Source organism: Microcoleus sp. S13_C5 (assembly GCF_036700845.1).
GTDB lineage: Bacteria > Cyanobacteriota > Cyanobacteriia > Cyanobacteriales > Microcoleaceae > Microcoleus.
This window is the reverse complement of record NZ_JAUBPR010000016.1, coordinates 44,442-67,415: the sequence shown is the minus strand read 5'-3', so window position 1 is coordinate 67,415 and position 22,974 is coordinate 44,442. Positions and strand designations below refer to the sequence as shown.

14 protein-coding genes are annotated in these 22,974 nt (G+C 46.5%); 5 read left to right on the top strand and 9 right to left on the bottom strand.

Annotation, left to right across the window (positions count from 1 at the left end; translation table 11 throughout):
- Nucleotides 1–18: 18 nt before the first annotated feature.
- Together QUA04_RS07100 and QUA04_RS07095 are read right to left on the bottom strand one after the other, a co-directional pair.
- Nucleotides 19–5,484: a WD40 domain-containing protein gene (locus QUA04_RS07100; RefSeq protein WP_333255169.1), complete on the bottom strand. Its 5,466-nt coding sequence runs from the start codon at nt 5,482–5,484 to the stop codon at nt 19–21.
- A gap of 682 nt (nt 5,485–6,166) precedes the next feature.
- Nucleotides 6,167–7,498: an ATP-binding protein gene (locus QUA04_RS07095; protein WP_333255167.1), complete on the bottom strand. Its 1,332-nt coding sequence runs from the start codon at nt 7,496–7,498 to the stop codon at nt 6,167–6,169.
- A gap of 329 nt (nt 7,499–7,827) precedes the next feature.
- Between QUA04_RS07095 and QUA04_RS07090 the strand changes: the two genes are divergently transcribed.
- Together QUA04_RS07090 and ftsZ are read left to right on the top strand one after the other, a co-directional pair.
- Nucleotides 7,828–8,730, top strand: a complete 903-nt coding sequence (locus QUA04_RS07090; protein ID WP_333255165.1) for an FtsQ-type POTRA domain-containing protein — start codon at nt 7,828–7,830, stop codon at nt 8,728–8,730.
- A 335-nt stretch (nt 8,731–9,065) separates the two neighbouring features.
- Entirely contained in the window at nt 9,066–10,340 is a 1,275-nt protein-coding gene (gene ftsZ / locus QUA04_RS07085; protein WP_333255163.1) for a cell division protein FtsZ, read from the top strand.
- Between the two features lie 122 nt (nt 10,341–10,462).
- Here ftsZ and QUA04_RS07080 read toward each other — a convergent pair whose 3' ends face one another.
- Nucleotides 10,463–11,242 carry an MBL fold metallo-hydrolase gene (locus tag QUA04_RS07080; protein ID WP_333255160.1) on the bottom strand — a complete coding sequence of 260 codons (780 nt, stop codon included), beginning with the start codon at nt 11,240–11,242 and terminating at the stop codon, nt 10,463–10,465.
- Nucleotides 11,243–11,394: 152 nt separating this feature from the next.
- Between QUA04_RS07080 and thiD the strand changes: the two genes are divergently transcribed.
- Nucleotides 11,395–12,204 (top strand): bifunctional hydroxymethylpyrimidine kinase/phosphomethylpyrimidine kinase, encoded by an 810-nt coding sequence (thiD, locus tag QUA04_RS07075; RefSeq protein ID WP_333255158.1) that lies wholly within the window; start codon nt 11,395–11,397, stop codon nt 12,202–12,204.
- A gap of 62 nt (nt 12,205–12,266) precedes the next feature.
- Here the strand turns inward: thiD and dndE are convergent, their stop codons facing one another.
- The 5 genes from dndE to QUA04_RS07050 form a co-directional block, all read right to left on the bottom strand.
- A complete protein-coding gene (dndE, locus tag QUA04_RS07070; protein ID WP_172191399.1) occupies nt 12,267–12,668 on the bottom strand; it encodes a DNA sulfur modification protein DndE in 402 nt (133 codons plus the stop codon).
- Nucleotides 12,669–12,933: 265 nt separating this feature from the next.
- The gene (gene dndD / locus QUA04_RS07065; protein WP_333255156.1) at nt 12,934–14,931 is read right to left on the bottom strand and encodes a DNA sulfur modification protein DndD; all 1,998 of its coding nucleotides are present in this window, start codon (nt 14,929–14,931) and stop codon (nt 12,934–12,936) included.
- 578 nt (nt 14,932–15,509) lie between these two features.
- On the bottom strand, nt 15,510–15,962 hold the full coding sequence (gene tnpA / locus QUA04_RS07060) for an IS200/IS605 family transposase (RefSeq protein ID WP_333255154.1): 453 nt from the start codon (nt 15,960–15,962) through the stop codon (nt 15,510–15,512).
- Between the two features lie 423 nt (nt 15,963–16,385).
- Nucleotides 16,386–18,071, bottom strand: coding sequence for a DNA phosphorothioation system sulfurtransferase DndC (dndC, locus tag QUA04_RS07055; protein ID WP_333255152.1), 1,686 nt, complete (start codon nt 18,069–18,071; stop codon nt 16,386–16,388).
- Nucleotides 18,064–19,074 (bottom strand): HNH endonuclease, encoded by a 1,011-nt coding sequence (locus tag QUA04_RS07050; protein ID WP_333255150.1) that lies wholly within the window; start codon nt 19,072–19,074, stop codon nt 18,064–18,066. Before QUA04_RS07050 ends, dndC begins: the two co-directional genes overlap by 8 nt.
- 222 nt (nt 19,075–19,296) lie before the next feature.
- Here QUA04_RS07050 and QUA04_RS07045 point away from each other — a divergent pair, with 222 nt between their 5' ends.
- Nucleotides 19,297–19,908, top strand: coding sequence for a hypothetical protein (locus tag QUA04_RS07045; RefSeq protein ID WP_333255148.1), 612 nt, complete (start codon nt 19,297–19,299; stop codon nt 19,906–19,908).
- Nucleotides 19,909–19,939: 31 nt separating this feature from the next.
- Here QUA04_RS07045 and dndB read toward each other — a convergent pair whose 3' ends face one another.
- Nucleotides 19,940–21,076 (bottom strand): DNA sulfur modification protein DndB, encoded by a 1,137-nt coding sequence (dndB, locus tag QUA04_RS07040; protein ID WP_333255146.1) that lies wholly within the window; start codon nt 21,074–21,076, stop codon nt 19,940–19,942.
- 257 nt (nt 21,077–21,333) lie between these two features.
- Between dndB and QUA04_RS07035 the strand changes: the two genes are divergently transcribed.
- A complete protein-coding gene (locus tag QUA04_RS07035; RefSeq protein WP_333255144.1) occupies nt 21,334–22,926 on the top strand; it encodes a DGQHR domain-containing protein in 1,593 nt (530 codons plus the stop codon).
- Nucleotides 22,927–22,974 lie beyond the last annotated feature (48 nt).

The window sequence follows — 22,974 nt, the reverse complement described above, 5'->3', positions numbered from 1 at the left end:
ACCGTCAAATGACTAAAACTAAGGTTTTGCCGCCACCCCGTCACAGAGACGCCGATCGCGATCGCTCACATTAGGATTAGTTCTCAGATAATCGCCCACCCAGTCGCAGCCCCTCACCAGCAAATCGTCAAGATCCAAATTCCACAAAATCACCCGATTATCCCGGCCAGCAGAAGCCAGAACCTTCCCATCCGGGCTAAAACTCACGCTCATCACGCTATCCTTGTGACCCGTCAAAGTTTTGAGCAAAGTCCCGCTGCGGCTCCACAGCTTCACCTTATGATCGTAACTGCCCGAAGCAACCAATAAACCATCCGGGCTAAAAGCAACGCTAGTCACGCTGTCGCTAGAACCCTTCAGCAGCGTCGCCACCAAAGTCCCGTCCACCTTCCACAATTTCACAGAATTGTCGTAACCCGCCGAAGCCAGCATTTTGCCGTCAGGGCTAAAAGCAACCCCCAACACAAAACTGTTGTGAGCTCCTTCAAAAGTTCTCAGCAAACGACCGTCGCGATTCCAGAGTTTTACAGTACCATCATCGCTTGCAGAAGCCAGCATCGAGCCGTCGGGACTGAAAGTCACCCCAGTCACCCAGCCTTTGTGTCCCGTCAAAGTCTTAATCAACCTGCCGTTTCTAGTCCAGAGTTTCACAGTCTTATCCTTGCTCGCCGAAGCCAGAATCTCGCTGTCGGGGCTAAAACTCACGCTCATCACGCTGTCGGCGTGGCCGTCGAGAGTGAACAGCACAGAAGGCGAACACGGGAATAGGGGAGCCGAAGGACAAGGGAGAATATTATTCATGCCATCTTCTGTCAAACTCCAGACTTTCACTGTTTTGTCGTAACTCCCAGAAGCAAGTAGCTGGCCGTCGGGGCTGAAACTGACGCTGGCGACTCTCTGAGTGTGTCCTTCCAAGGTTTCCAGCAAAACCCCCGTGCGGCTCCAGAGTTTGATAGTGTTGTCGGTAGAAGCAGAAGCCAGCCTTTGGCCGTCGGGACTGAAAGTAACGCTTTGCACCCGGTTTTGGTGTCCGTCGAGGGTTTTGAGCGGCACGTCATCAAGTCGCCACAGCCTGATAGTTTTGTCAAAACTTGCTGAAGCCAAGGTTTTGCCTTCCGGGCTAAAACTCACCTGAGTAACTCGATCGGCGTGTCCCTCAAAAGTTCTCAGTAAGCGACTCTCTGCTTTAATGTTGCTAGCATGGGTTGGGCGTTTGTCGCCAACACCAGCAAGACTCCAGAGTTTGACAGTCCCGTCTGCACTTCCAGAAGCAAGTGTTTGACCGTCGGGGGAGAAACTGACACCGAATACCCACTTGCTGTGTCCCCGCAAAGTTGTTAGCAGTTCACCTTTTTTTGCTTGTGTTGAATTTTCTGTTGCTGGGTGTTTTAGTGCAGCGATGCTCCAGATTTTCACCGTTTTATCTTCACCCGCACTGGCGATCGTTTCACCATCGGGGGAGAAACTGACGGTGTAAATTTTCGAGGGTTGTCTGTTTTCGCTGTGCCATAAATTAGCGATTAACCTGCCGTCAGAACTCCACAGTTTCACACTACCGTCATCGCTTGCCACAGCGATTATTTTGCCGTCGCGGCTGAAGCTTAGCCAATTTACGGGAGCAAATTGTTCGATCGTTCGCAGCAGCGTGCCGTCGGTTTTCCAAAGTTTGATAGTTTTGTCTGTAGATCCACTGGCGATCGTTTGACCGTCAGGACTAAAAGCAACGCTGGTAACGCTATTAGTATGCCCGTTGAAAGTTGCCAGCAAACTGCCGTCTGTTTGCCAAATTTTTACAGTTTTATCTAAACTTGCCGAGGCTATGATTTTGTTGTCTGGACTGAACGCGACAGAGGAGACGCTGTTAGTGTGGCCTTTGAAAGTTGCCAGTAAACTGCCGTCGCGTCGCCAAAGTTTGACGGTTTTATCTACACTGGAAGAAGCTATTGTTTCGCCGTCTGGACTGAAGCTAAGACCCCAAACTACATCGCCGTGTCCTTCCAAGCGGTTGCGTTCTTTGACTCCATAAACTGCCTGCTGGAGGGCAGCAGAAATCAGAATTTCGGTGTCTTTAAGAGTATACATTTGTTGGGAGTGTTCGATCTGTTTCCACTTTTTGCCAGCTCTCAAACTTTCCATCATGGCGTCAAATTTGTTGTTTGAGAAATAAAGTGCTTCCGAAGCTGCAGTCAGGGTACTGATTTCGGCTCGCTGAGTTTGAGCGACAGCTAGCTGTTTTTGACCCACAGCCCGCCACCAAAAGTTTACGGCGGCGATGGTGGAACTGGTTAGCAGCATGACGCCGATCACTGCTAATCCCAGCAGTTGTTTGAGAAAAGTATTGGCTCGGTAGAGCTGTGCTTGACTCATTTTTTTGTCTGCTTCTGCTTTGTGCAGTCTGGCTTCTAAGCCGAATCTTTGGCGGATCGGTCGCACTAAATAGTCATGTACCAATTGATAGCGGTCTTCGGGCGCTTCCCGTAGCAGAAATAGCAAACCGTGACCAACTAAAATGTCTAAAATTAAGTCGAGGTTGTCGGTTTTCTTTTGTCGGCTTTCAGGCTCTTTTGCGAACTGTCGCTGTAGGGAAATTCTGTTTCTGCCGATCGCCGATAATTCGGTTTCGCGGGCATCGGCTGGCTGCTGGCCTGTAACTAACGAGAGTTCGTGTTTGGTTTTTATCAGCCGAACGCCTCTTTCATCTGTCAGGGAAAACAAGATTTTCCAAGCTGCGTCTTCGTTAACCAGGCCACAGTCAGAGATGACTCTTTCGAGCGATCGTTTTACTAATTCTGCTTTGGGATTGTCCCCCAATTGCTGGTATTGTGCTAGGCTGGTAATACCTTCTTCTTGCAGTTGCGCTCCTACTACCTGCAATTCGATTGGTCGCACTTCTTGCAGTTCGTCTGCTAAATCTTCTACGAAGGCATCGATCAGTGCCGGCTCTAAATAAAATTCCGCCCGTTCCGTTAAGTGTCCGATGACAGCCCGCGCGTCTTTGATAGAAAAACTCCGCAGTTGGTAGCGGATGCTTTTGTCGAGAATATTATTGTTAATAGCGTCAAGATTTGGGAATCGATCGCAATCTAGTAAGTAGTGCAAATAATCTTCGCGCAAGCACAGAATTATCTTGACATAAGGCAAATTCAAAAACAAGCGCAAAAAATTATAAAAAAGTTGTCTTTGTGCCACTGAAGTCGAAACAAAGAAAAACTCTTCAAATTGATCGAAAATCAGCACAGTCAACAAATTATTTGTGGCATTTTCGCGCAACTGATCTATAATAAAAGAAGAGACTTCCGAGCTGCGAGCAGGAATAACTGAGCAACTTTTTTTGTTGATTTCCTGTAGTCCTTTCGAGATTAATTTACTTTCCTCTTCGGCTTGTTTGTCGTACAGTGCGCTGTTCAAAGCATTTTCTAACTCCACCAGCCAGTCGGTGTAAACTTTGACTAATACGGGCAATGTATCGCGCGCGCCCGCAGTAATATTTTTCAAAGCTGGTACTAAGCCGGCATTGACTAGAGAACTTTTCCCAACTCCGCTGGGCCCATGAATAATAGTTAATTTATGGTCGTCCCTGCTAATTCTTTCTAGCAAGCTATTGATATCTGTTTGGCGCGAGTAAGCTGTCATTTCCGCTGCGATGGCAGCTTGGTTTTGAGCTGAGGGGCCTGAAGGATTGACGGCTTGGCGCTGCTGCTGCAATTGGCTGGCTCCGATAAAAGCTCTAAATCCGTATTGATATTCGATCGAACGCTGGGTTTTTTTAATCCGAAACGCTTTAAGATACTCTCCCTGCTCGAAATAAACCGCTTGCAATTCCGTCAAAATATCGATGTAAAGTCGGGGGTCGTACTTCGGCTCGCTTTGAGATTGAGCCAACTCCAAAGAATGAACCGCCGCTTCCCACTGGCCTAGCTGCCGCAAACTTCGCGCTAACAGTAAAAGATACGAACTCCTGTCCGATTTAGGATGTTGGATTTTAGATTTGGGTTCGTTACTTGGCTCGTTAGGGCCCAGAAATTCTGGATAATTTCCCTCAAACCCCAATCTCAAATCTTCAATCAGCAATCTCAAATCATTAGGCGTTTGATCCAAAATCGCCAAAGCCAACTCGGCTAGCTGGCGGGCTTGACTCCACCTCGATTGTTGCAGGGCAACTTCAGCCAAAAAGCCGTAATCTTGAGCTAGTTGGCTGGGAGTACCGTAAGTGAAGTGCAACTGCAAAGAATTTTCAGCTAATGCTTGCAACTCTCCCCAAGCTTTCAGGCGCTGCAGCACTTCTCCGAGGTGTGCTGTCACCTCAGCTACCAATTCCGGGCGTGAGGCAAGGGAGAAAGCGTTTCTAGATTGTTCCAGGCTAATCCAAGCTTGTTCCCAGTGCTGGCGGTTGGCTACCGGGTTTCTGGCTGCTTGCAAGCGGTGACACAGGGCTATGTGAAACAGCACTATGCCTTCTCTCTCTAGAAATAAAATTTTGGGGACAGGATTCGACAAGGAGGAGAAGGTTTCTGGGTTTTCGGAATGTTCCAAGTTTTCCAGTTCCCAGTTTCCCGTTTTCTGCTGCCAAAATACTAAACTTTCTTGGTAGTGAATTAAGGCAGTTTCGGTTTGATCGCTGACATAGTAATCTCGACCGAGAACGAATTGCAGGCTGGCTTTGAGGGCGGGTTCTAATTCTTCACCGCGATTTTGTAAATCTCTTAAAGCTAATTCTAGTTCTCGGCGTGGCAAAGAGCCGATCGCCAAATCAAAGGTATTGCCCGGACTCAATGGCGAATACGAGTGGACATCCGATTGTCGTCGGTTTTGGGGCCCTGAGTTAAAAGTTATAAAGCGTTCTCCAGGGCTGATTTCGCGCTCCAGGCCGCGTTTTTCGCACGGGGTTTCGCAGGTCTCACAATTAGCAATGGTACTGACGTTGCTGCTGGCGAGTTCTTGATTGAGTTGGCCTATTTTAAATATAGTATCGGCCCGCCTAGCGAGGAAATTAATTAATTCATCAACGCCCATTTCAAATTTAATTGTGGCGGCGGCCCAACTTTTGAAATCCGGGGCCAGACGAATCATTTTGGTCACGATGTCATCTGTTACCCACAAAATCACCGGGCAGGAAAAATTTTTGCGAAATTCGTCTCGCACTTGATTGGTAGAAGCCATCAGTTCGTCGATCGCTACTACTGTTTCTAAACCGAATACCATCAAAGCCGAGGCGGCACCGACAGGCGAGTACCCCTCCTGGAAAGTGCTTGCCTGCAGAGTAGTGTAAAGGGTTTTAACTGAAGCTGGCAGGACGAGATCTTGAATTGGAACTGGGGACACTTCTCGCAGCCGCTGCGCTATTTTCTGCCGCAACTGCTCGTAGTTGCAGCGCACCAAAATTAGCGAGAATTGGTGTTGAGACATTGTGATTGACCTGACCAGAGTTTTGAGCGAGCGCTCGTTGTAGTTGGCAGTTTCTTGTACCTTAATTAGATCGGTCATGCGTGCACCTCTTTTGCATAAATCTATTACGTAACGCTCGCCAATCGTGACTGAAAGCGTATCTACTTAGACATAGCCGTCTCGGTCTGACGCTTTATCTCTGTATAAATACGTAGTTTTCCGTACTTGTCCTATCAATACTTACATACTTATTAGAACCAATGTAAAGATATCATACCTCTCAATCTCAGAGAATGCTAGAGTTCCAAATAAAAATTTAAGGTCACCTTAGATTTTTTGATTAAACTATATATAAACGACTACCGCTCCTAAATAGTCAACCGCTAAGTTCATGATCATACCGACGGCTAGCTATTAGTAAACTACTCCGATATATCTGTAGCAGGCATTTAGCACAACAGAAAAAAAAATGTCCTCCGGGATGGGATTAGTTGAAATTAAGAGCAACAGGTAAAAACAGACATAGGGGGCCTGGCATTGAAGATATGAGAGTTGAGAGTGGGCAAAGTCCTTAGTGGCGACAAAGTTTTACACGGCTATAAAATTCACCGCCTCTAGCCAGCATTCAACAGAAATCAGCCAGTGGCAAAAACCGCTGACTGATTTCTGTATTGGATGGTAAGATTTCGGAGTTGTGAGCGATGAATTTTCAGTTAAATAATTTCTAAGTCCCTCATGGTTAAGGGTTCTTAGAGTCACGAAGCTAGCTCAAAAATCCCAACTATTTTGCTTCACAGCGCTCTAGCCACTCCTTATATTTTCTGGTTTCTGCTAGGGCTGGATTAATCCCAAACCAACGACCTTCTTGATCGCGGTATTCAAAGACAAACATACTTCGCAACAAGATTTGAGACTCTTCTTCGCCGGTTACACTTTGTCGGTTGACGACTTGAAACAGCAATTCCCATTCCATGTCATTGATGGCTCCCAAAAGGTCATCGCGATATTCTTGAATGACGCTTTCGAGGCATTCGCGAGAGAAGGGAGGGTCTTCGTGCTGCAAACAGCTATACAAAAGCATCAGTAGATTGCGAACGTGACCGCCACTAATCCGACAAAGCCGATCTAAAGTTTCGGGAGAGTCAAACACCTGGGAAATCAAATCAATGCGTTGATGGGGAGCAACTGCGGGGAAAGCTCTAGCTAATACTAGCTGCCGCAGCAGTGCCATTCCTTCAAGGTGGTCGTCGCCCGAGCGCATTTGCACGGGTACCATCGGCATCACCTTGGGCTTGACTCCAAATCGACTGGCGAGGCGGCCGAAGTCGTTGGAAAAAATCAAAGTCAGGGGAATCGTGTAGACAACATGGCAATTGAGTTTTTTCAACTGTTCGCCACGGTCTAAAAACAGGTATTCTGGCTGGGTGCGTCCGCTGGGTTTGAGGGAGGCATCGAGGCGATCGAGGTTGTCAACGATGACTGCGAGCCCTTTTTTCCCTTTGTGCTTAAGTTCAGCGTTAGCTTTGTTGAGGAGTTCTTCGTTGATGGACTGCAAGATGCTGTTGGTGCGGGGTTCGAGATATTGCCTGAGTTGCGATCGCAGTTTGGGAGAGTCTTTAGTTTTAGCCGTAACTTTAGCAATGCCTATAGATAACTCCGCTTCCGCTGACAAATCTATGGGAGTCTGCAAAAATTCTGCCACTTCTGCAAACAGATTTGTAAAATAGCTCGGTCTGAGTTTGATTTTAGCGGATTCCATAGTTTCGCTGACTTGGCGCGCAATGCTCAGCAAAATATCGCTGATGTCTACATCACCCATGTCTAAGTCTTGGGAAGACTCGAAGTAAACGACGCAAAAACCCTCTTGTTCTAACTCAGCTTTCAGTCGAAATAATTCGGTAGATTTGCCACACCCGATATGTCCTGTAAATAGCTGACAGGTTGGCTGGTCAGGCGAGATGCGGGTAATGGTTCGCTGTAAAGATTCAATGATTTTGCCGCCACGCACGGAACCAAAATCAATGTAGTATTGATAATCCCCTGGGTCTCCCGCAACAAGGGTCTTGCTGGGGTTGCAGGCTTTATAGAATCTGTCTAATTCGAGTGCGATCACAATGGAAGCCGAATAAAAGTTAATCGAAAGTCTAAACTTTCTTTACTTGAGTTTAGTTTGATTTGTAACCTTTTGGCCTGTGGGGTAATGCCCTAAATACCCAAAGAACCTTGAGCTGGCAAGGGATTTTCCCGGAGCTGAAATTGGGAATTTTTAATTAATAATTTTTTATTACTGAGCGGGATCAGTGATATTACTGATATTGTCAGGAGTCTGGGTAAATTTCCCTGGATCTGGTTAAATGGTAGGGGAAAACAGGGTTCAACAGAGAGAGATTAAACAGTTTTGAATGTGTGCTAATCCTTAATTACTATATTGTCAAGACGTAGATGGCTAGTTTTGGAGCGGTTTCTCAAACAGATTTAGGGCGCAGGCGCCAAAAGTTGCGGCAGCAGAGGCGCGCTCGATTGGCCGCTGTTGTGTGGCAAATGCTGGCAGCGAGCGCAATGGCTGGAGGTTTGCTGTGGTGGATTGCTCAGCCGGCTTGGTTAATTGCCCGATCGGAACAAGTGAAGGTGGAGGGCAATCAGTGGCTATCGGATAAGGCGGTGCGGTCTTTGGTGCCGCTGTCTTACCCACAGTCGCTGTGGGGGATTCAACCACAGGCGCTGGCCGAAAAGCTGGAGTCAACGGGGCCGATCGCCAAAGCGAAGGTGACTCGTAACTTGTTTCCGCCGAGTTTGACTATAGAAGTGGCAGAACGCCTGCCGGTGGCTGTGGCGCAGCCGACGGCGGTGTTGAGATCGAACAGTGACAAGGAAAAAGTGGGGTGGCTGGACGCTCGCGGAGGCTGGATGCCGTCGGATAGTTATACTGCTGTACGAGCGCAGAATAGTTCGATCGGGCCCGGCAGCATTCCGGGAACGCAGCCTCAGCGTTCTTTGCCCACTTTAAAAGTCATCGGGTCTTTGGAACAGTATCGCGCCTCTTGGCCGAAGTTTTACCAAGGACTCAGCGGCTTGACGGTGAAAGTGTTTGAGATTAATTGGCAAAACCCGAACAACTTGATCTTGAAAACAGAGATCGGTACCGTACACTTAGGGCCGTACAGTTCCAGGACTGCGGAGCAACTTAAGGTTTTAGACCGAATGCGACAATTGCCAAAACAGCTAGATTCAAGCAAAATAGCCTACATTGACTTGAAAAATCCTGCTTCGCCGATCGTCCATTTACCAGAACTCCCCCCCAGTTTGGAGAGTTCCACTCCCGCACCCACTCGCGCCCAGAATTGATTCTCTGTCAACAGAAGGTAGAAGGTATCGATCGATAGGCAGAATTTTTGCCCATCAGGATCGATACGCAGGGCTTGAAATCAGCACAGTTTTTGGCTAGCACTCCGCGTCTGGGGCTAGTATCCATTTTTTTTCCTTCTGCCTTGCTTACAACTGCCTTAATCCGGTCAAGTACCTGGATGGCGTCAAGCGAGGTCTGGGCTAGCGAGGTCGGCCAAATCCGAGATTGCTAACATTAAGCATCGACCAGTGTTAGTTTTTCGCGCAACTTAGCCTATAGTTGATTGTGAATTGGCGTTTAGTTAACAAGCTGTAATCTACTATCCCCGACTCTAATGAAGCTTAATAATAGACAGGGGTCTGACCAAGACAGTCCCCCTTCGGAAGAAGTAAAAAATTTTCCGGTGGCTGCAGATTCCGCCAATCCCTTTAGACGCAAGTCTGGTTATGTAAATGTAGATAGTATTGATATCGATCCTATGGTCAATCCCAAAGACATAATGCCCAGCAGTGCCGCCAAAATCAAAGTAATTGGCGTCGGCGGTGGTGGGGGCAACGCCGTTAACCGGATGATTGCCAGCGAGGTTTCTGGTGTCGAGTTTTGGTGTGTGAATACAGATTCCCAAGCTCTGGTTCTCTCAAATGCTCCGAAACGCTTGCAAGTCGGACAGAAGTTGACGCGCGGTTTGGGGGCGGGGGGTAATCCGGCGATCGGTCAAAAGGCTGCGGAGGAATCTCGCGACGAGGTTGCTAATGCTCTGAATCATGCGGATTTGGTATTTATCACCGCCGGCATGGGCGGCGGTACGGGCACGGGCGCGGCTCCGATCGTTGCTGAGGTGGCTAAGGAAATGGGCGCCTTGACTGTGGGCATAGTGACGCGGCCTTTTACATTTGAGGGACGGCGGCGCACCAGCCAAGCTGAGGAAGGGATTGCGGCTTTGCAAACCCGGGTGGATACGCTGATCGTGATTCCTAACGACAAGCTGCTGTCTGTGATTTCGGAACAAATGCCGGTGCAAGAAGCTTTCCGAGTTGCTGACGATATCCTGCGCCAAGGGGTTCAGGGTATTTCTGACATTATTACTATTCCCGGTTTGGTGAATGTTGACTTTGCTGACGTGCGGGCAGTAATGGCGGATGCGGGTTCGGCTTTGATGGGCATCGGCGTGGGTTCTGGCAAGTCGCGGGCTAGGGAGGCTGCGATGCAGGCTATTTCTTCGCCTCTGCTGGAAGCTTCGTCTATTGAGGGCGCTAGAGGTGTGGTGTTTAACATCACTGGCGGAACTGACATGACGCTGCACGAGGTGAATGCGGCGGCTGAGACGATTTACGAGGTTGTCGATCCGAATGCCAATATTATTTTTGGAGCGGTGATTGACGAGCGGCTTCAGGGCGAAATTAAGATTACTGTGATCGCTACTGGTTTTTCGGGGGAAGTTCCGTCGCCTCCGACTCCGGGGCGGACGCAAAATGTTAATGCTCCTTGGCGGGCTGCAACTGGGCCGACGACTCCTGCTCAACAGACGCCTGATCCGAAAGCGAAACCGCCGCAGGATTTGGGATTGGATATTCCTGAGTTTTTGCGTAACCGTCGCCCGCCAAGATGATTTTAGATTTGAGATTTTGGATTTTGGATTTTGGATTGAATCTCCAATCTCAAATCTCCAATCTAGAAAATCTCAAATCTCCAATCTAGAAAATCTCAAATCGAACATCTCCAATCAAAAATCTAAAATCTCAAATCCAAAATCTCCAAGGTTTGGCCTGGTTCGGGTTCGAGGAGTTGGGTGGAGAGGCCGGATTTTGCTAGTAAATCGCGAAATTCGGGGATGCTGCCGACCGATCGCACTAACATTGGTAAAATGCCTGTGGCTCGGATGTCTCCCGCCGCTGTAGGCAGAAAAAACCGAGGTTTGAGAGTTTGGGCGAGGCTGAGGGCTTCAGAAGGGCCGATGATGACTTGTCCGAGGAATGGGAAGATTTGACCGATGACTGGGGCGATGGCTACGTCTACTGTGTCTATTTTCTGTTTGACTTTTTCTAATGGTGGCAGGTGCGGTTCGTAATAAAGTGTCTCGCCGCTGCTTAAATCTTTGAGCAAATAGCCGTTTTCTTCTTGTCCGGGCCCGATTTCGGCTCCGGGTACGGCAGTAATTTGTAACTTTTCTTTAAAATTTAGCTCTTGCCAATTTGCTAAAGATGTGATATGGGTGTAGCCTAAACTGCTGAGGACTTTGGCGGCGCTGGGTGAGGCGATCACGGGAATTGTGCGATCGAGCTGTTCGAGTGTTGGTCTGTGACAGTGGTCGTCTAATCCTTGGGAAATTAGGATGAGGTCGATCGGCGGTAAGCTGCTGGGAGTGAAGGCGACGGGGGTGTTGTGGTAGGCGGTGAACAGCCAGGGTTGACCGTAAAATACCAGCGGATCGACCAGCCAGGGATCGACGAGGATGGTTTTGCCTGCGATGTGGAAGATCCAAGAGTTGAGGTCGATTCGGGTGATTTTCACAGTTGTTTGCAATAATTCTTTACATTTGGTTTAATCATAGCTAATTTTGTTTGGGAATTTTAACCCCTTCGGAAGCACAGGCGGGACGCCCGTGCCACGATGAACCCAGATATTATTGGGATGTGTCTGTGTTTATCTGCGGTTGAAAAAAGATGATTAAATCGAAGATTCCTGTGGCTTTGACTGTGGCTGGTTCTGATAGCGGTGGCGGGGCCGGAATTCAGGCGGATTTGCGGACTTTTGCGTTTCACTGTGTGCACGGTACGAGTGCTTTGACTTGCGTGACGGCTCAAAATACTTTGGGGGTGATGCGAGTTGATGCTTTGTCTGCTGAGGCTGTGGCGGCTCAAATTGAGGCGGTAGTGGGGGATATTGGGGTGGATGCTGTGAAGACTGGGATGCTGCTGAATCGGGAAATTATGGCGGCGGTGGCTTCACAGGTAAAAGCTTTGGGAATAGGGAATTTGGTTGTCGATCCGGTGATGGTTTCACGATCGGGCGATCGATTGATTGATGACGGGGCGATCGCGTTTTTGCGGGATGTTTTGATTCCTTTGGCTGCTGTCGTGACTCCGAATCGGTTTGAGGCTGAGATTTTGAGCGGTTTAGAGATTGTTTCTCTAGACGATATGCGGGCGGCGGCGCAACAGATTTACCGTTTGGGTGCGAAAGCTGTTTTGGTGAAAGGCGGCGGGATGGCGGGAGATTTGCGGGGAATTGATGTTTGGTTTGACGGTACGCGGTTGGATGTGTTGAAGACTGAGACTGTGGATACTGGGAATACTCACGGGACTGGTTGTACTTTGAGTGCTGCGATCGCTGCTAATTTGGCTTTGGGTAAAGATTTGTTTACGGCGGTGATATTGGCTAAGGATTATGTGACTACTGCTCTCAAATATGCTTTGGATATTGGGGAAGGCCAAGGGCCGGTAGGTCATTTTTTCCCGCTTTTACTGAAGTAAATTGTGAACTCATCCCTTCTCTTCCCTTCTTCCTTCGCGTCCTTTGCGTCTTCGCGGTTCGTTTAATTTCTTAATTTTTCAGGCGATAAAGCGATCGCCACCAAGTCTTCGATTTTCTTAATATTCGGATCGCCGGCCAAATAACCAATCCCTCGGTGCAAGTGCAGGCGAAACTGTTTGGCTAGAGTTTCTTTTTCTGTGCCTAAATTGTCTTGGTGACAGCGCTGCTTGAGGGCAATTATCAAGATATCGGCCATGTCGCCGCCGAAGACATCCCAGCTTAATTCGACGTTGCTGTCGCTGGGAATTGGTACTGGGGATGGGATGCTGGGTTCGGCGAGCGATCGGCAAAATCCCCACCGACACAGGATGTTCCACTGGTCAATTTTGGTCGATCGTTTCAGTTTTGATAGTTGGTCTTTGCCTGTTTGGGAGAGGCGGATGCGATCGAGTGGTGGTTCCATGAGTTTGAGATTGTTTGGTATATTGTAAAAAGTGTTAATATTGAAGAAGCAAAGCCTCTAGATAACTGGAAATAATTAACATTTTTTTACACGGCGCGACTTGATTAAATCGGTTTTTTTTGGTATTTTGATTGTAGTAGGATTTATCCTTAATAATGGGAGGGTGGCAAAAATAAAATTTTCGCAGCCATCCCATTATGCTATACATACTACCGCAACTCCAGGGCAAAGTCAAGGGGTTGCGGCTATTTTTTAGGGCGAATTTTTATTCCCAGAAGTAACCTTTTTCGACGGTGGTTTGGTGTTTGGCGGAGTCGTATTTGAGGAGGTAGCTGTGGGCGATCGCCTCTAATTCTTGGAGTTTTTCGTATTCTACTTTTCTAATTTCCGTGTCGGTAGAAAGCAGGATGACTTGGTGGCTAGCCGAGGGAAAATAGCGTTCCACTAGGTTGTTTCTGTGGGAAGAGTCGAGGCGGCCCAAGGGAGTGTCGATCGCCACTGGCAATTGTCTCCCGGATACTCGGGCTAATCCCCACAAAAAGGCGATCGCCAGCAATTGTTTTTCCCCGGCTGAAAGTCGGTGTTTGGGTACCGGTTTGCCTTCTGGATCGTAAATGGAGAGGCTAAATGTTTGAGTGTCGATCGCAACTCTGTGCACGAGGTCGGTTTTGTGCAACAGGTAGCGGAAACAGTCGGTAATTTCTATTTCGAGTTTGTTGAGTTTTTTGAGGGTGAGTTTTTCTTTAAAGAGTTTCAGGGTAGCTTGGGCTTTGGCGATCGAAGCGATGACGTGTTGGCTGTTTCTGATGGTGATGTATTCGCTGCTATAGTTTTCTAGTTCTTTTTGGTTTTTGGCTAATTCTCTCTCTAATTCATCGACGCGGCGGTTTGCTGATTCCAAGGCTGCGGCTGCGATAGCAACTGCTTTTTGGGCTTTCCTGACTTCCTCTTCTAGTTTTTCGTAGGCTTCGGGGGAAGCTGCGGCTGCGAGTTGTCTGTCTGTAAAGTCGATTTCTGCTTCGATGCTTTTGATTTCTTCTATTTGGTCGCGGGCTAGAATTTGCTGGGCTTTGATTTGGTAGCTAAGAAGGTTTTCTAGTTGCTGGATGCTGTTGTTGTCGGCGTTCATCCAGGGCGGAACGTCTGTTCCCGCTTGCTGTTCGAGTTCTTGGTTTTCTTGGCGGATGAAGTCTTGAATTTTATCTAGCTGTTGGGGATTTAAGGAGATTTCCGCGATATAGTTGAGGAGGCGATCGCTTCTTTGTTTGATAACATTTTGGGCAATCTTTGCTTGCTGCTGGCTGGCTTCTGTTTCTGCTTGAATTTTGGCTTCACTTAGCAAAGGCGAAATTAAGGCTAGTGGTAGCGTATTTGATGCCAATTCCATCATGGCTTGACGGCTTTTGTCTGCCTGATTTCTGTAGTCGTTTAGCTGTCTGTCTAGTTGACTGCGATCGGCGGCAATTTTCCCGCCTTCATAAATAAACTTTTCTGATGCTTGTTGCTGATTTTTTTGAGCTTTATCTAACTCGTTTTTAAAGCTGGCTTGTTCTTGCTTAGCTAACTCTATTTCATCAGAAATTTTCTGAAAAGTTTGTTCGATTTTTTCTAAAGCAGCCAAGTCTTTTTTGCCAGCAATTTCTTTCCGCTTGCGGCCGGCTAAAATTTCTAAATCGACGGCGAGGCGTTCTGCTAATTCTAAACCTAAAAGAGATTTAATCGCCCCGACGACAAACTCCGGCGGTGTTTCGAGTTCTGCGAGTTCTTTTACTTGTTCGCCGTCAAACAAAAATAGGTTGGATATTCCGACGGGCAAAAGGGTTTCGATGTATTCGTCCCAGGTGTTAGTAATTGCTTTGTCCGACCACCAATCGCTGACTATTTCGCTGTATATGAGAATGCTTAGGTTGTCTTTGATATCTAATCTTTTCCAGTATCTAACTATTTTGAATTGAGCTAATTTGTCATCTTGGACTTGTTCAAATGTTAGTTCGACGCGGGTATCTTCTAATGGGGGTGTGTGGCGGTTGACGCATTGATTGAGAAAGTCGCTGTAGCTTAAATTGCCTCTGGTGGAACATTGGGCGCGGCCACCGTAGAGGGCGAGGCGAATGGCATCCATGAGGGTGGTTTTGCCGCCGCCATTCATGCCACCAAATAAAATGACTGGGCAGGGATTTCCGTCTTTTTCGGGGCGGAGATTGATGGTTTGAGTGCCTGCATAGGGGCCGAAGTTTTTGAGGACGAGTTCGAGGAATTGCATTGTAGATGTTGTTGAGATGGGATGAAAGTTGGTGGGTGCGATCGGCGTATCCGAGAGTCCGACAGGGATTGAAATCCCTGTCTCATAGCTAAAGTCCTCTCAAGAGGACTGAAGTTTGTGACTGTTGAATCTGGGTTTTTAGTCGGTTAAAACCGACTTTTGCTATGAGACGGGGATTTCAATCACTCCTAGGATCTTCGGGTAAGCCCGATCGACTCGATTGGTCGATCGGGGTCGATCTGTGAGTCCGAGAGTCCGACAGGGATTGAAATCCCTGTCTCATAGCTGAAGTCCTCTGAAGAGGACTGAAGTTTGTGACTGTTGAATCTGGGTTTTTAGTCGGTTTTAACCGACTTTCGCTATGAGACGGGGATTTCAATCCCGGCGGATCTTCGGGTAAGCCCCATCGCCCCAAAGTCCGATCGAGAGGACTGAAGTTGGCGATCGTTGAATTTCGCCCTTCAGTCGGTTTTAACCGACTTTTGCTATGAGACGGGGATTTCAATCCCCGGCTGGTCTGGATGTAAACGCAATAGCTGGAGAACCCGCGAGTCGGAGAGTCGGCCAATGTTTTTCAATTAATTCTCTGCCGAATTCGAGTGCCACCGGGTGGGTGGATTGTCTCGATCCGTGATTTGTTCTAAATGCGAATTTGTGGTTTTTTGCAAGTGATGTTCCTTTTGATTTATCACATAAGCGACTGCTGAGTCTAGTTGTTTTTGTCCTAAAGAAAATACTCCGTATCCTTCTTGCCACGAAAATTTATTGGAATTTTGCAAAGTTTGATTGAGATAACGGCTGCTGCTACCTTTAATATTTTTAACGAATTCAGCGATCGATTGTGTCGGAGGAATGGAAACTATTAAGTGGATGTGATTTTCTGTGCCGCCGATCGCATGAAGGATGCAATTGAGGGTGTCTGCTTTGCCGGTGATATAAGAGTAAAGTTCGGTTTCTTTTGCGGGAGATATGAGAGGCTGTCGCTCTTTTGTTGCCCAAACTAAATGATAGTACAGCCGCCACATTGCCATAAAGATTTTTCCTCCTAATTTTTTAGGTTAATTTATCATTTTGTGACCAAATCCGAGAGTGCGATCGGGGTCGATCGGCGAGTCCGACGATCAGACAGTCCGAGAGTCCGACAGGGATTGAAATCCCTGTCTCATAGCTGAAGTCCTCTTAAAGAGGACTGAAATCGGCGATCGTTTGATTTGGTTCTTCAGTCGGTTTTAACCGACTTTTGCTATGAGACGGGGATTTCAATCCCCGGCGGATCTTCGGGTTAGCCCGAGGCCCCAAAGTGCCATCGAGAGGACTGAAATCGGCGATCGTTGAATTTCGCCCTTCAGTCGGTTTTAACCGACTTTTGCTATGAGACGGGGATTTCAATCCCCGGCGGATCTTCGGGTTAGCCCGATGCCCCAAAGCCCGATCGCCCGATCGACATTATTGACCTAATCTTTGCTATTTTCCTCTCCTGAATTTGGCGGTGAAAATTTAATATCCGCCCAAGACAACTGTCTGCTTTGATTGCTGTTGCTTTCGAGTTCTTCTTTAAGTTTGGCAATATCAACGGTATCGTTTTTGGGGGAACTGTTGGTTTGGGCGATCGCATCTTTGAATTGCTGAATATTTTCGGTCGGATTTGCTTTTATATCTTCCACCGCTTTTTTTAAATTGCGTTGATAGTGGGCGTTGCCAATCGCTTCTTCCTTCGATCGCGAACTGGTTTCAAAGCATTTGTCCAAATCGGCGTAAATGCCTGTACGGCGGGGCTTCGTGTAGTATTGGCGTTCTGTATCAAGGAGTTTTGCCATCAATTCGAGGTGCATTTTGTCCTCGCTGCAAATGTCTTCGATCACAGTCCATTCATCGCTACCTAGGAGTTTTCTTTCGGCGCCGGGACGGGAATCTTCAAAAGGTTCGCCCGTGACTTCTTCGTAAATCCGGGGCAAAGAGTCGTCAAATTCATGCTTTTCTTCCAGCCAAATGCGGCGGATTTCGCTAAGTTCTTCCGGGGTAATTAAGGTGATATCGCGCATTTCTAGGGGTGCGGTTTTGCGGATGTGGGTTTGTGCTTCCAAGACTCGTCTCAGCCAGTGTTCTCGCCAGAATTTGGTGTACGGCCCTGGGATGGGTTCGACGGAGGTTGTGTCGTCGCCCATGTTGCGTTCAAACAGTTCTACTCTACCGTAGATGCGGCGGAAGTCTCTTTTTGGGTGATCGTCTGGAATGTCTAATTCGTTGCGAATATCGAGTAGAGGCTGCATCCATTCTTTTTCCTCATCGTTTTGAATCATTGCCTCCATAGATTTATCTTGGCTTACCATTGTGCAAACCCAGCAGCCAAAGCGAGAATTTCCACAACTAGGGGTCGAAGTATCAACAACTAGAGGACATTCATTATCTGCTGTCGCACCTCGATACATAGTTAGCAAATCTTTATTGTTATTTCCCCACGGATTATCCCACTGCATCAAGTAAAGCCAGACTTCATCTGTTCGCCAGTCTTCAATGGGAAGGTAAATATAAGAGTTAGGGCGAGTGGGATTAGCATTAAGGCGTTCGCTTACCCGCCACTCCCTATGTTTAGCCATATTTGCGGCGCGTTTAGCACTTTCAGCCTTGCGAGTACCTAGAACAAGAATTGCCTCGCCGCTAGTTCTAATTATTTCACGAATAAAAGAACCGGTTGGTTGTATTTTTAATCGTTCCGTACACCATCTAAATCGGTTTCTAGGTGCCGGGTATCCTTTACCTATTAAGCACGCCCAAAAGGTATCTTGAACGGCTGGATAAGTTAAATGAGTTTCTATGGGCATTCCCTGTTCTTGGGCTGCAACTTTCATCCGTTTTAGAGAATTATGTACTCCAGCAGCTACTATAGGGTTTTCTACCAGCGTATCATTTGTTAAAACATGAATTTTTTTGTGGCGTTTCTCAATTGGTAACTCTGCAATCGCATACCAGACAAGCTGTAGGACTGCCGAACTATCTTTGCCGCCACTCCAACCGATTACAAGTGGGAGTTCATCTTGACAATAAAGCTCTTGAATTTCCTTTTTCAAAATTTCTATGTCTGCCATTAAATCGCTAATATTGCGGGGCGGAAATAGTGACATTTGTTGTAAATCATTCATTTTCTAGATATCCCTTTTGATTTAATGTAAACACATTTTTGCGATGCCACTGAAGCGCATCTTTTCTCGGATAATCTTTCTCTGAACTTGGCAAAAGAATAAGTTCGCCGTGAAACTCTTTCATTAATCTAGCGTGTGGTGAGTCCTCTTGTAAATCACGATCAACTATAAGTTGATAACGATCGTCAACAGCAAACCATCCGCGATCGAATGCCCAATGATGATTTTTACAGAGTGAGAGCCCATTATCTGGTCTATTATCATAAAACTCAGAGAATGGCTTGATATGTGCACCATCTACAATACTTTGACTAAGCGAACGTCTAACTTTCAATCGACAAAAAGCACATCGGTAATCATACAAATGCACGACGGATTTACGAAAAAAAGCCTCTCTAATAACAGATTTTTTAAAATACACCTTTGGTTGTCTATCTGTATTGCTAGATTCAATAGTATCTAATTCATCCAATGTTGAATCTTGAAAAAACTGGTTAATATTTAAAATATCTTCAATTTGTTTATTTGTAGATAAAAACCAAACCGAGAGCAGTACATCTATTAATTCTTTCCTGGCATTACTATCTTGGAATAAATTAAATAGTTCCTCGTCCAGTTTTGCACTGTCAACATTTCTTTTTAAGGTGGTGATTGATTGAGCACGCTTTCCTTCGTATCCTTTGTTAAATTTAACGTACCAAAAAGGAGGCTTTTTCTTGTTTAAATGAAAAAACGCAATAGCCAAACTCACATCCTCGGAAGAATTAGGACTCAGCACAGACAAGTATTTGTTGAAAGTGTTAATTAATTCCTCAGAAATCGTAATCTTGTTCTCCTCGATCAAACCTTGTGCAGTTAAATCAATTACAGACATTAGTAGTATTGGCTGGTATAGAGCTTTGACTCTTTTTGTATACTTGTCTACATTGCCTACCTCGATCTGAGAAAAACAATTGCGATAGTACGCTAGATTCTTATTTTCGGACTCTTCTCCTGTAGTCATTTCCTCCTCCCGCTATGATTAAATACAATCTAACCTAAAATTTTACACTCTTTTTAACAAAAAGTTAAGCACCCCAAGGCACAACCCTAACGCAGAAACTAGACAATTTAAGCAGTGTCATCAGACTAAAAAGTAATTTTCTAGCCTAAACTGGTGATAATTATATCACTGTCCGCGTGCATCTGCGGTTCAAAAAATCATATCTCCCATCCCAAACCAAATATGTCCTACAGCGACTTCAAAACCATCGACCAAGCCGTCTCAACCCTGGATCTAACCGTTGAAGATATTCCCCACTTATTCAGCCAAATTCCACCCCTCGCACCTTCAGAACGCCTCAAACAAACTCTAGACGAAGCTTTAGACTTAGCCTCAAGTATCAGCACGGAAAAAGCTCGATCGGAATTAATACTCACTCCCATTTTACTCGAAATACGGCGCACTTTTAACAACAAAATTGGCTACTTTTCCGGCAACACATTTAACGTAGAAGAGAGCAAAGGATTAACCGGGGCTTGTGACTTTCTCCTCAGCGCATCGAGCAATCAATCATTAGTGACAGCCCCAGTCTTGACATTGGTGGAAGCAAAAGACAACGATATTAGAATAGGATTGGGACAGTGTGCGGCTCAAATGGCAGCAGCTCAAATATTTAATGCCCGCAAAGGGCAAGAACAATCCGCAATTTATGGAGCAGTTTCAACTGGTACAAACTGGAAATTCCTAATTCTAGAAAATCAGTTGTTAAAAATTGATTTGACTGAATATTTTATTACTCAGCTAGACCAAATCTTGGGCATTCTTGCAGAACCATTCAGACGCTATTTTAATTAGCCTAGTTTTTGGCGGCATTTTGGCGCTGCAATTACAAACGCAGGTGGCACGGCCGTCCCGCCTGTGCTGTATCTGCGGTTTCAAAACCCAACCTCACCTTCAAATAATCAGTCATCCAACTAACACTCGCCCTCGATCGCGAAATCCCCCCTTTCAACAAAATCCCATTCTCCCAATCAGGATTAGAAATCGACCAATCAACCTGCTGCAAAAGGCTCAAACGTTGCTCCCAACTCTCAGGAAAAACCGACAGCAAAGCCGCCCCAACTTCCCCCAAACTTTCAAGCACAACACTGTGACAGTGTACGCAATCCCGGCGCATTTCCCCCGCCGCCACTTGCTTGTGCAGAACTAATTGCCAATCTGGAATAAAACTGCAAACCGCATTCCAATAACTAACCGCCAGTTGTATTTTTTGAGCAATTTCTTCCTCTTTCTGTTCTTTTTTGGTGCGAGAACCAGAGGGTTTTGCCTGTTCGCTGCCGTGAATATTAGACAGCAAAGCCATGATAGCACGATCGATCGCACTCAGCGCAAACAATTTGTGCGATCGCCCGTTCAAACTCCCCTTCTCCATCTCCGTCAAACACCGGAAAACCTCAACCTGCTTAACAACAGCCTTCACCACAAAAGCGCGATCGTCCCGGTGGTTGTAAAGTAGACTGAGTGACGCCTCCAAAGGAACTTGAAAACCGTTTAAATCAGCAAACATCTGCTGCGATTTTTCCAACCCAACATCAAGAAACAAAATCAGCGCCACCGTCTCATATCCCAACTGCGGATTTTCCCTCAAAGCCATCTCAAAAGCCGCCCGGCGATGCTGTCCGTCATTAATAGTAAACTTAGCATCCATCGGCACTCGCAAGCGACCGATTTTCCGTTCTTCGGCCTCATTTCCCACTGCTTCAAAAGTAATATCCGCATCAATCGAAGCAGCAATTGCCCCACAAGTATAATTTGTAGGATTCTTAACAAAATACTCAGCAATTTCGGGAATCCTAGCTTTGTTAAGAGCGCGTTTCGCCCGCATAGACGGCGGCAAATCTTCAGATTCAAAGGGAAACAATTTCGGCAAAAAACGCACCGGACACATCGACACGTAATATTCGCGGCCCGCTTGAATGCCCCGAATTACCGGCAAAATGTATTCAAAAGAAGGAGTAGACATATTTTAGAATGGGGCATTGGGAATGGGGCATGGGGCATGGGGCATGGGGCATGGTGCATGGGGCATGGTGCATGGGGCATGGGGCATATAAATTAGGCATTAATAGCTATTGACTTTTTGCAAGTTTTCTGATATCAGGGTGGTCTAGTAGGGCATAACTTAAGTATTTCACAATGTTTTTTTAAAAACAAGTGTTGACATAAACTTTAATATATGATATTTTTTGAAAAAATAGCTTAATTATATAAAAACCGCCGATGAACACCAACCCAGCGGATGACCTCGCTAGCAAAATTTTAGAAAAAGAAAATAGCGACAGACAGGAAATCGCACTTTTATTAGATAATTATTTAGGAAAGGACGATCGCATTTTCGTACAAAAAACCCAGATGGGAAACAGCGAAGCATACATCGGTTCAGTCACCCTAGAATGGTTTGACTCTCGCGTCCGTTTCGCCTCCCAGATGCCGCTTTTCCGCCAAAAATTTGACCTCCAAACCAACAACATCGTCCGCGACGACGAAACCATTGACGAAATTATCCAGCGTCCCTTAGATTGGTCGCGCCAAGCCGCCCTAACTCAATATTTAGCAGCCCGAAAATCGCACAAATTCCCCGCAGTTTTAGTAGTAGTCAGTCCCCCGTGGGTAGATAATCCTCTAGCCGAGGAATGGGATAAAAATGGCGTAGCAACTAAATCGGCTGCTGAATTTACATCCTTTGATAAAAACGAGAACTTAGGGCTTTTGAATGTTTCTAAAGAACTCTCAATTTTTGCCTTAGACGGCCAGCATCGACTGATGGGAGTGCAAGGTTTAATGAGTTTAATTAAAACCGGAATCCTGCAAAGATATAACAAAAATAAAAAACCTGTCGGCGCTGCAATTACTCTGGAAGATTTAGCAGAAGAGTATCAAATTGACCCCGAAACAGTGTATAAATTAGCTCACGAAAAAATCGGAATTGAGTTTATCCCGGCGGCGGTACCGGGGGAAACGCGACAGCAAGCACAACGGCGCGTGCGATCGATCTTTGTGCACGTTAACCTAATGGCCGTAACGCTGAGTCAGGGCCAGCTAGCATTATTGAACGAGGACAACGGATTTGCGATCGCAGCCCGAAAAATTGCCGTCACCCATCCCTTATTAAAAGAACAAGAAGACAGAAATCCCCGCGTCAATTGGGACAGCGCCACAGTCGCAGCAAAATCAACTGTCTTAACCACATTGCAAGCGCTGCAAGATATGTCCGAACGATATTTAGAATACAAATTCCCCCATTGGAAGCCGGAACGAAAAGGTTTAATTCCCATGCGTCCCGAAGATGAAGAACTAAAAGAGGGAATTGAAGAGTTTAAAAAATTGTTCGATCATTTAGCAACTTTACCCAGTTATCAAAGAATAGAAAGCGGCGAAGAAACGACTGAATTGCGCCGATTTAGTTTTGAAAAGCCAGGGGGCGAGGGAAATATTTTGTTCCGTCCAGTCGGTCAAGTTGCTTTAGCTAATGCTTTGGGAATTCTAGTATTTAGGAAGAAACTTTCCCTGAAATCTATTTTCGACAAACTCCGCAGATTCGATGTGGATGAAGGATTTAGCCACATGGACAATCCTGAGTCTGCGTGGTACGGGATTTTGTACGATCCGAACAAAAAGCGAATGCTAGTTTCTGGAAAGGATTTAGCGACAAAGTTAATTGTATATTTGGTGGGGGGAATTCAGGACGATATGGAGCGAGCTCATTTGCGGCAAGCCGTAGCGGAAGCGAGGACTTTTGAGGATAAAGCTATTAGTTTTAACGGCAAGTTTGTGCAGCCGCAAGAGGTAGGATTGCCGCCGGTGCTGAGTTGATTTTGTCACCGCTTCGGAACTACAGGCGGGACGCCCGTGCCACGATGC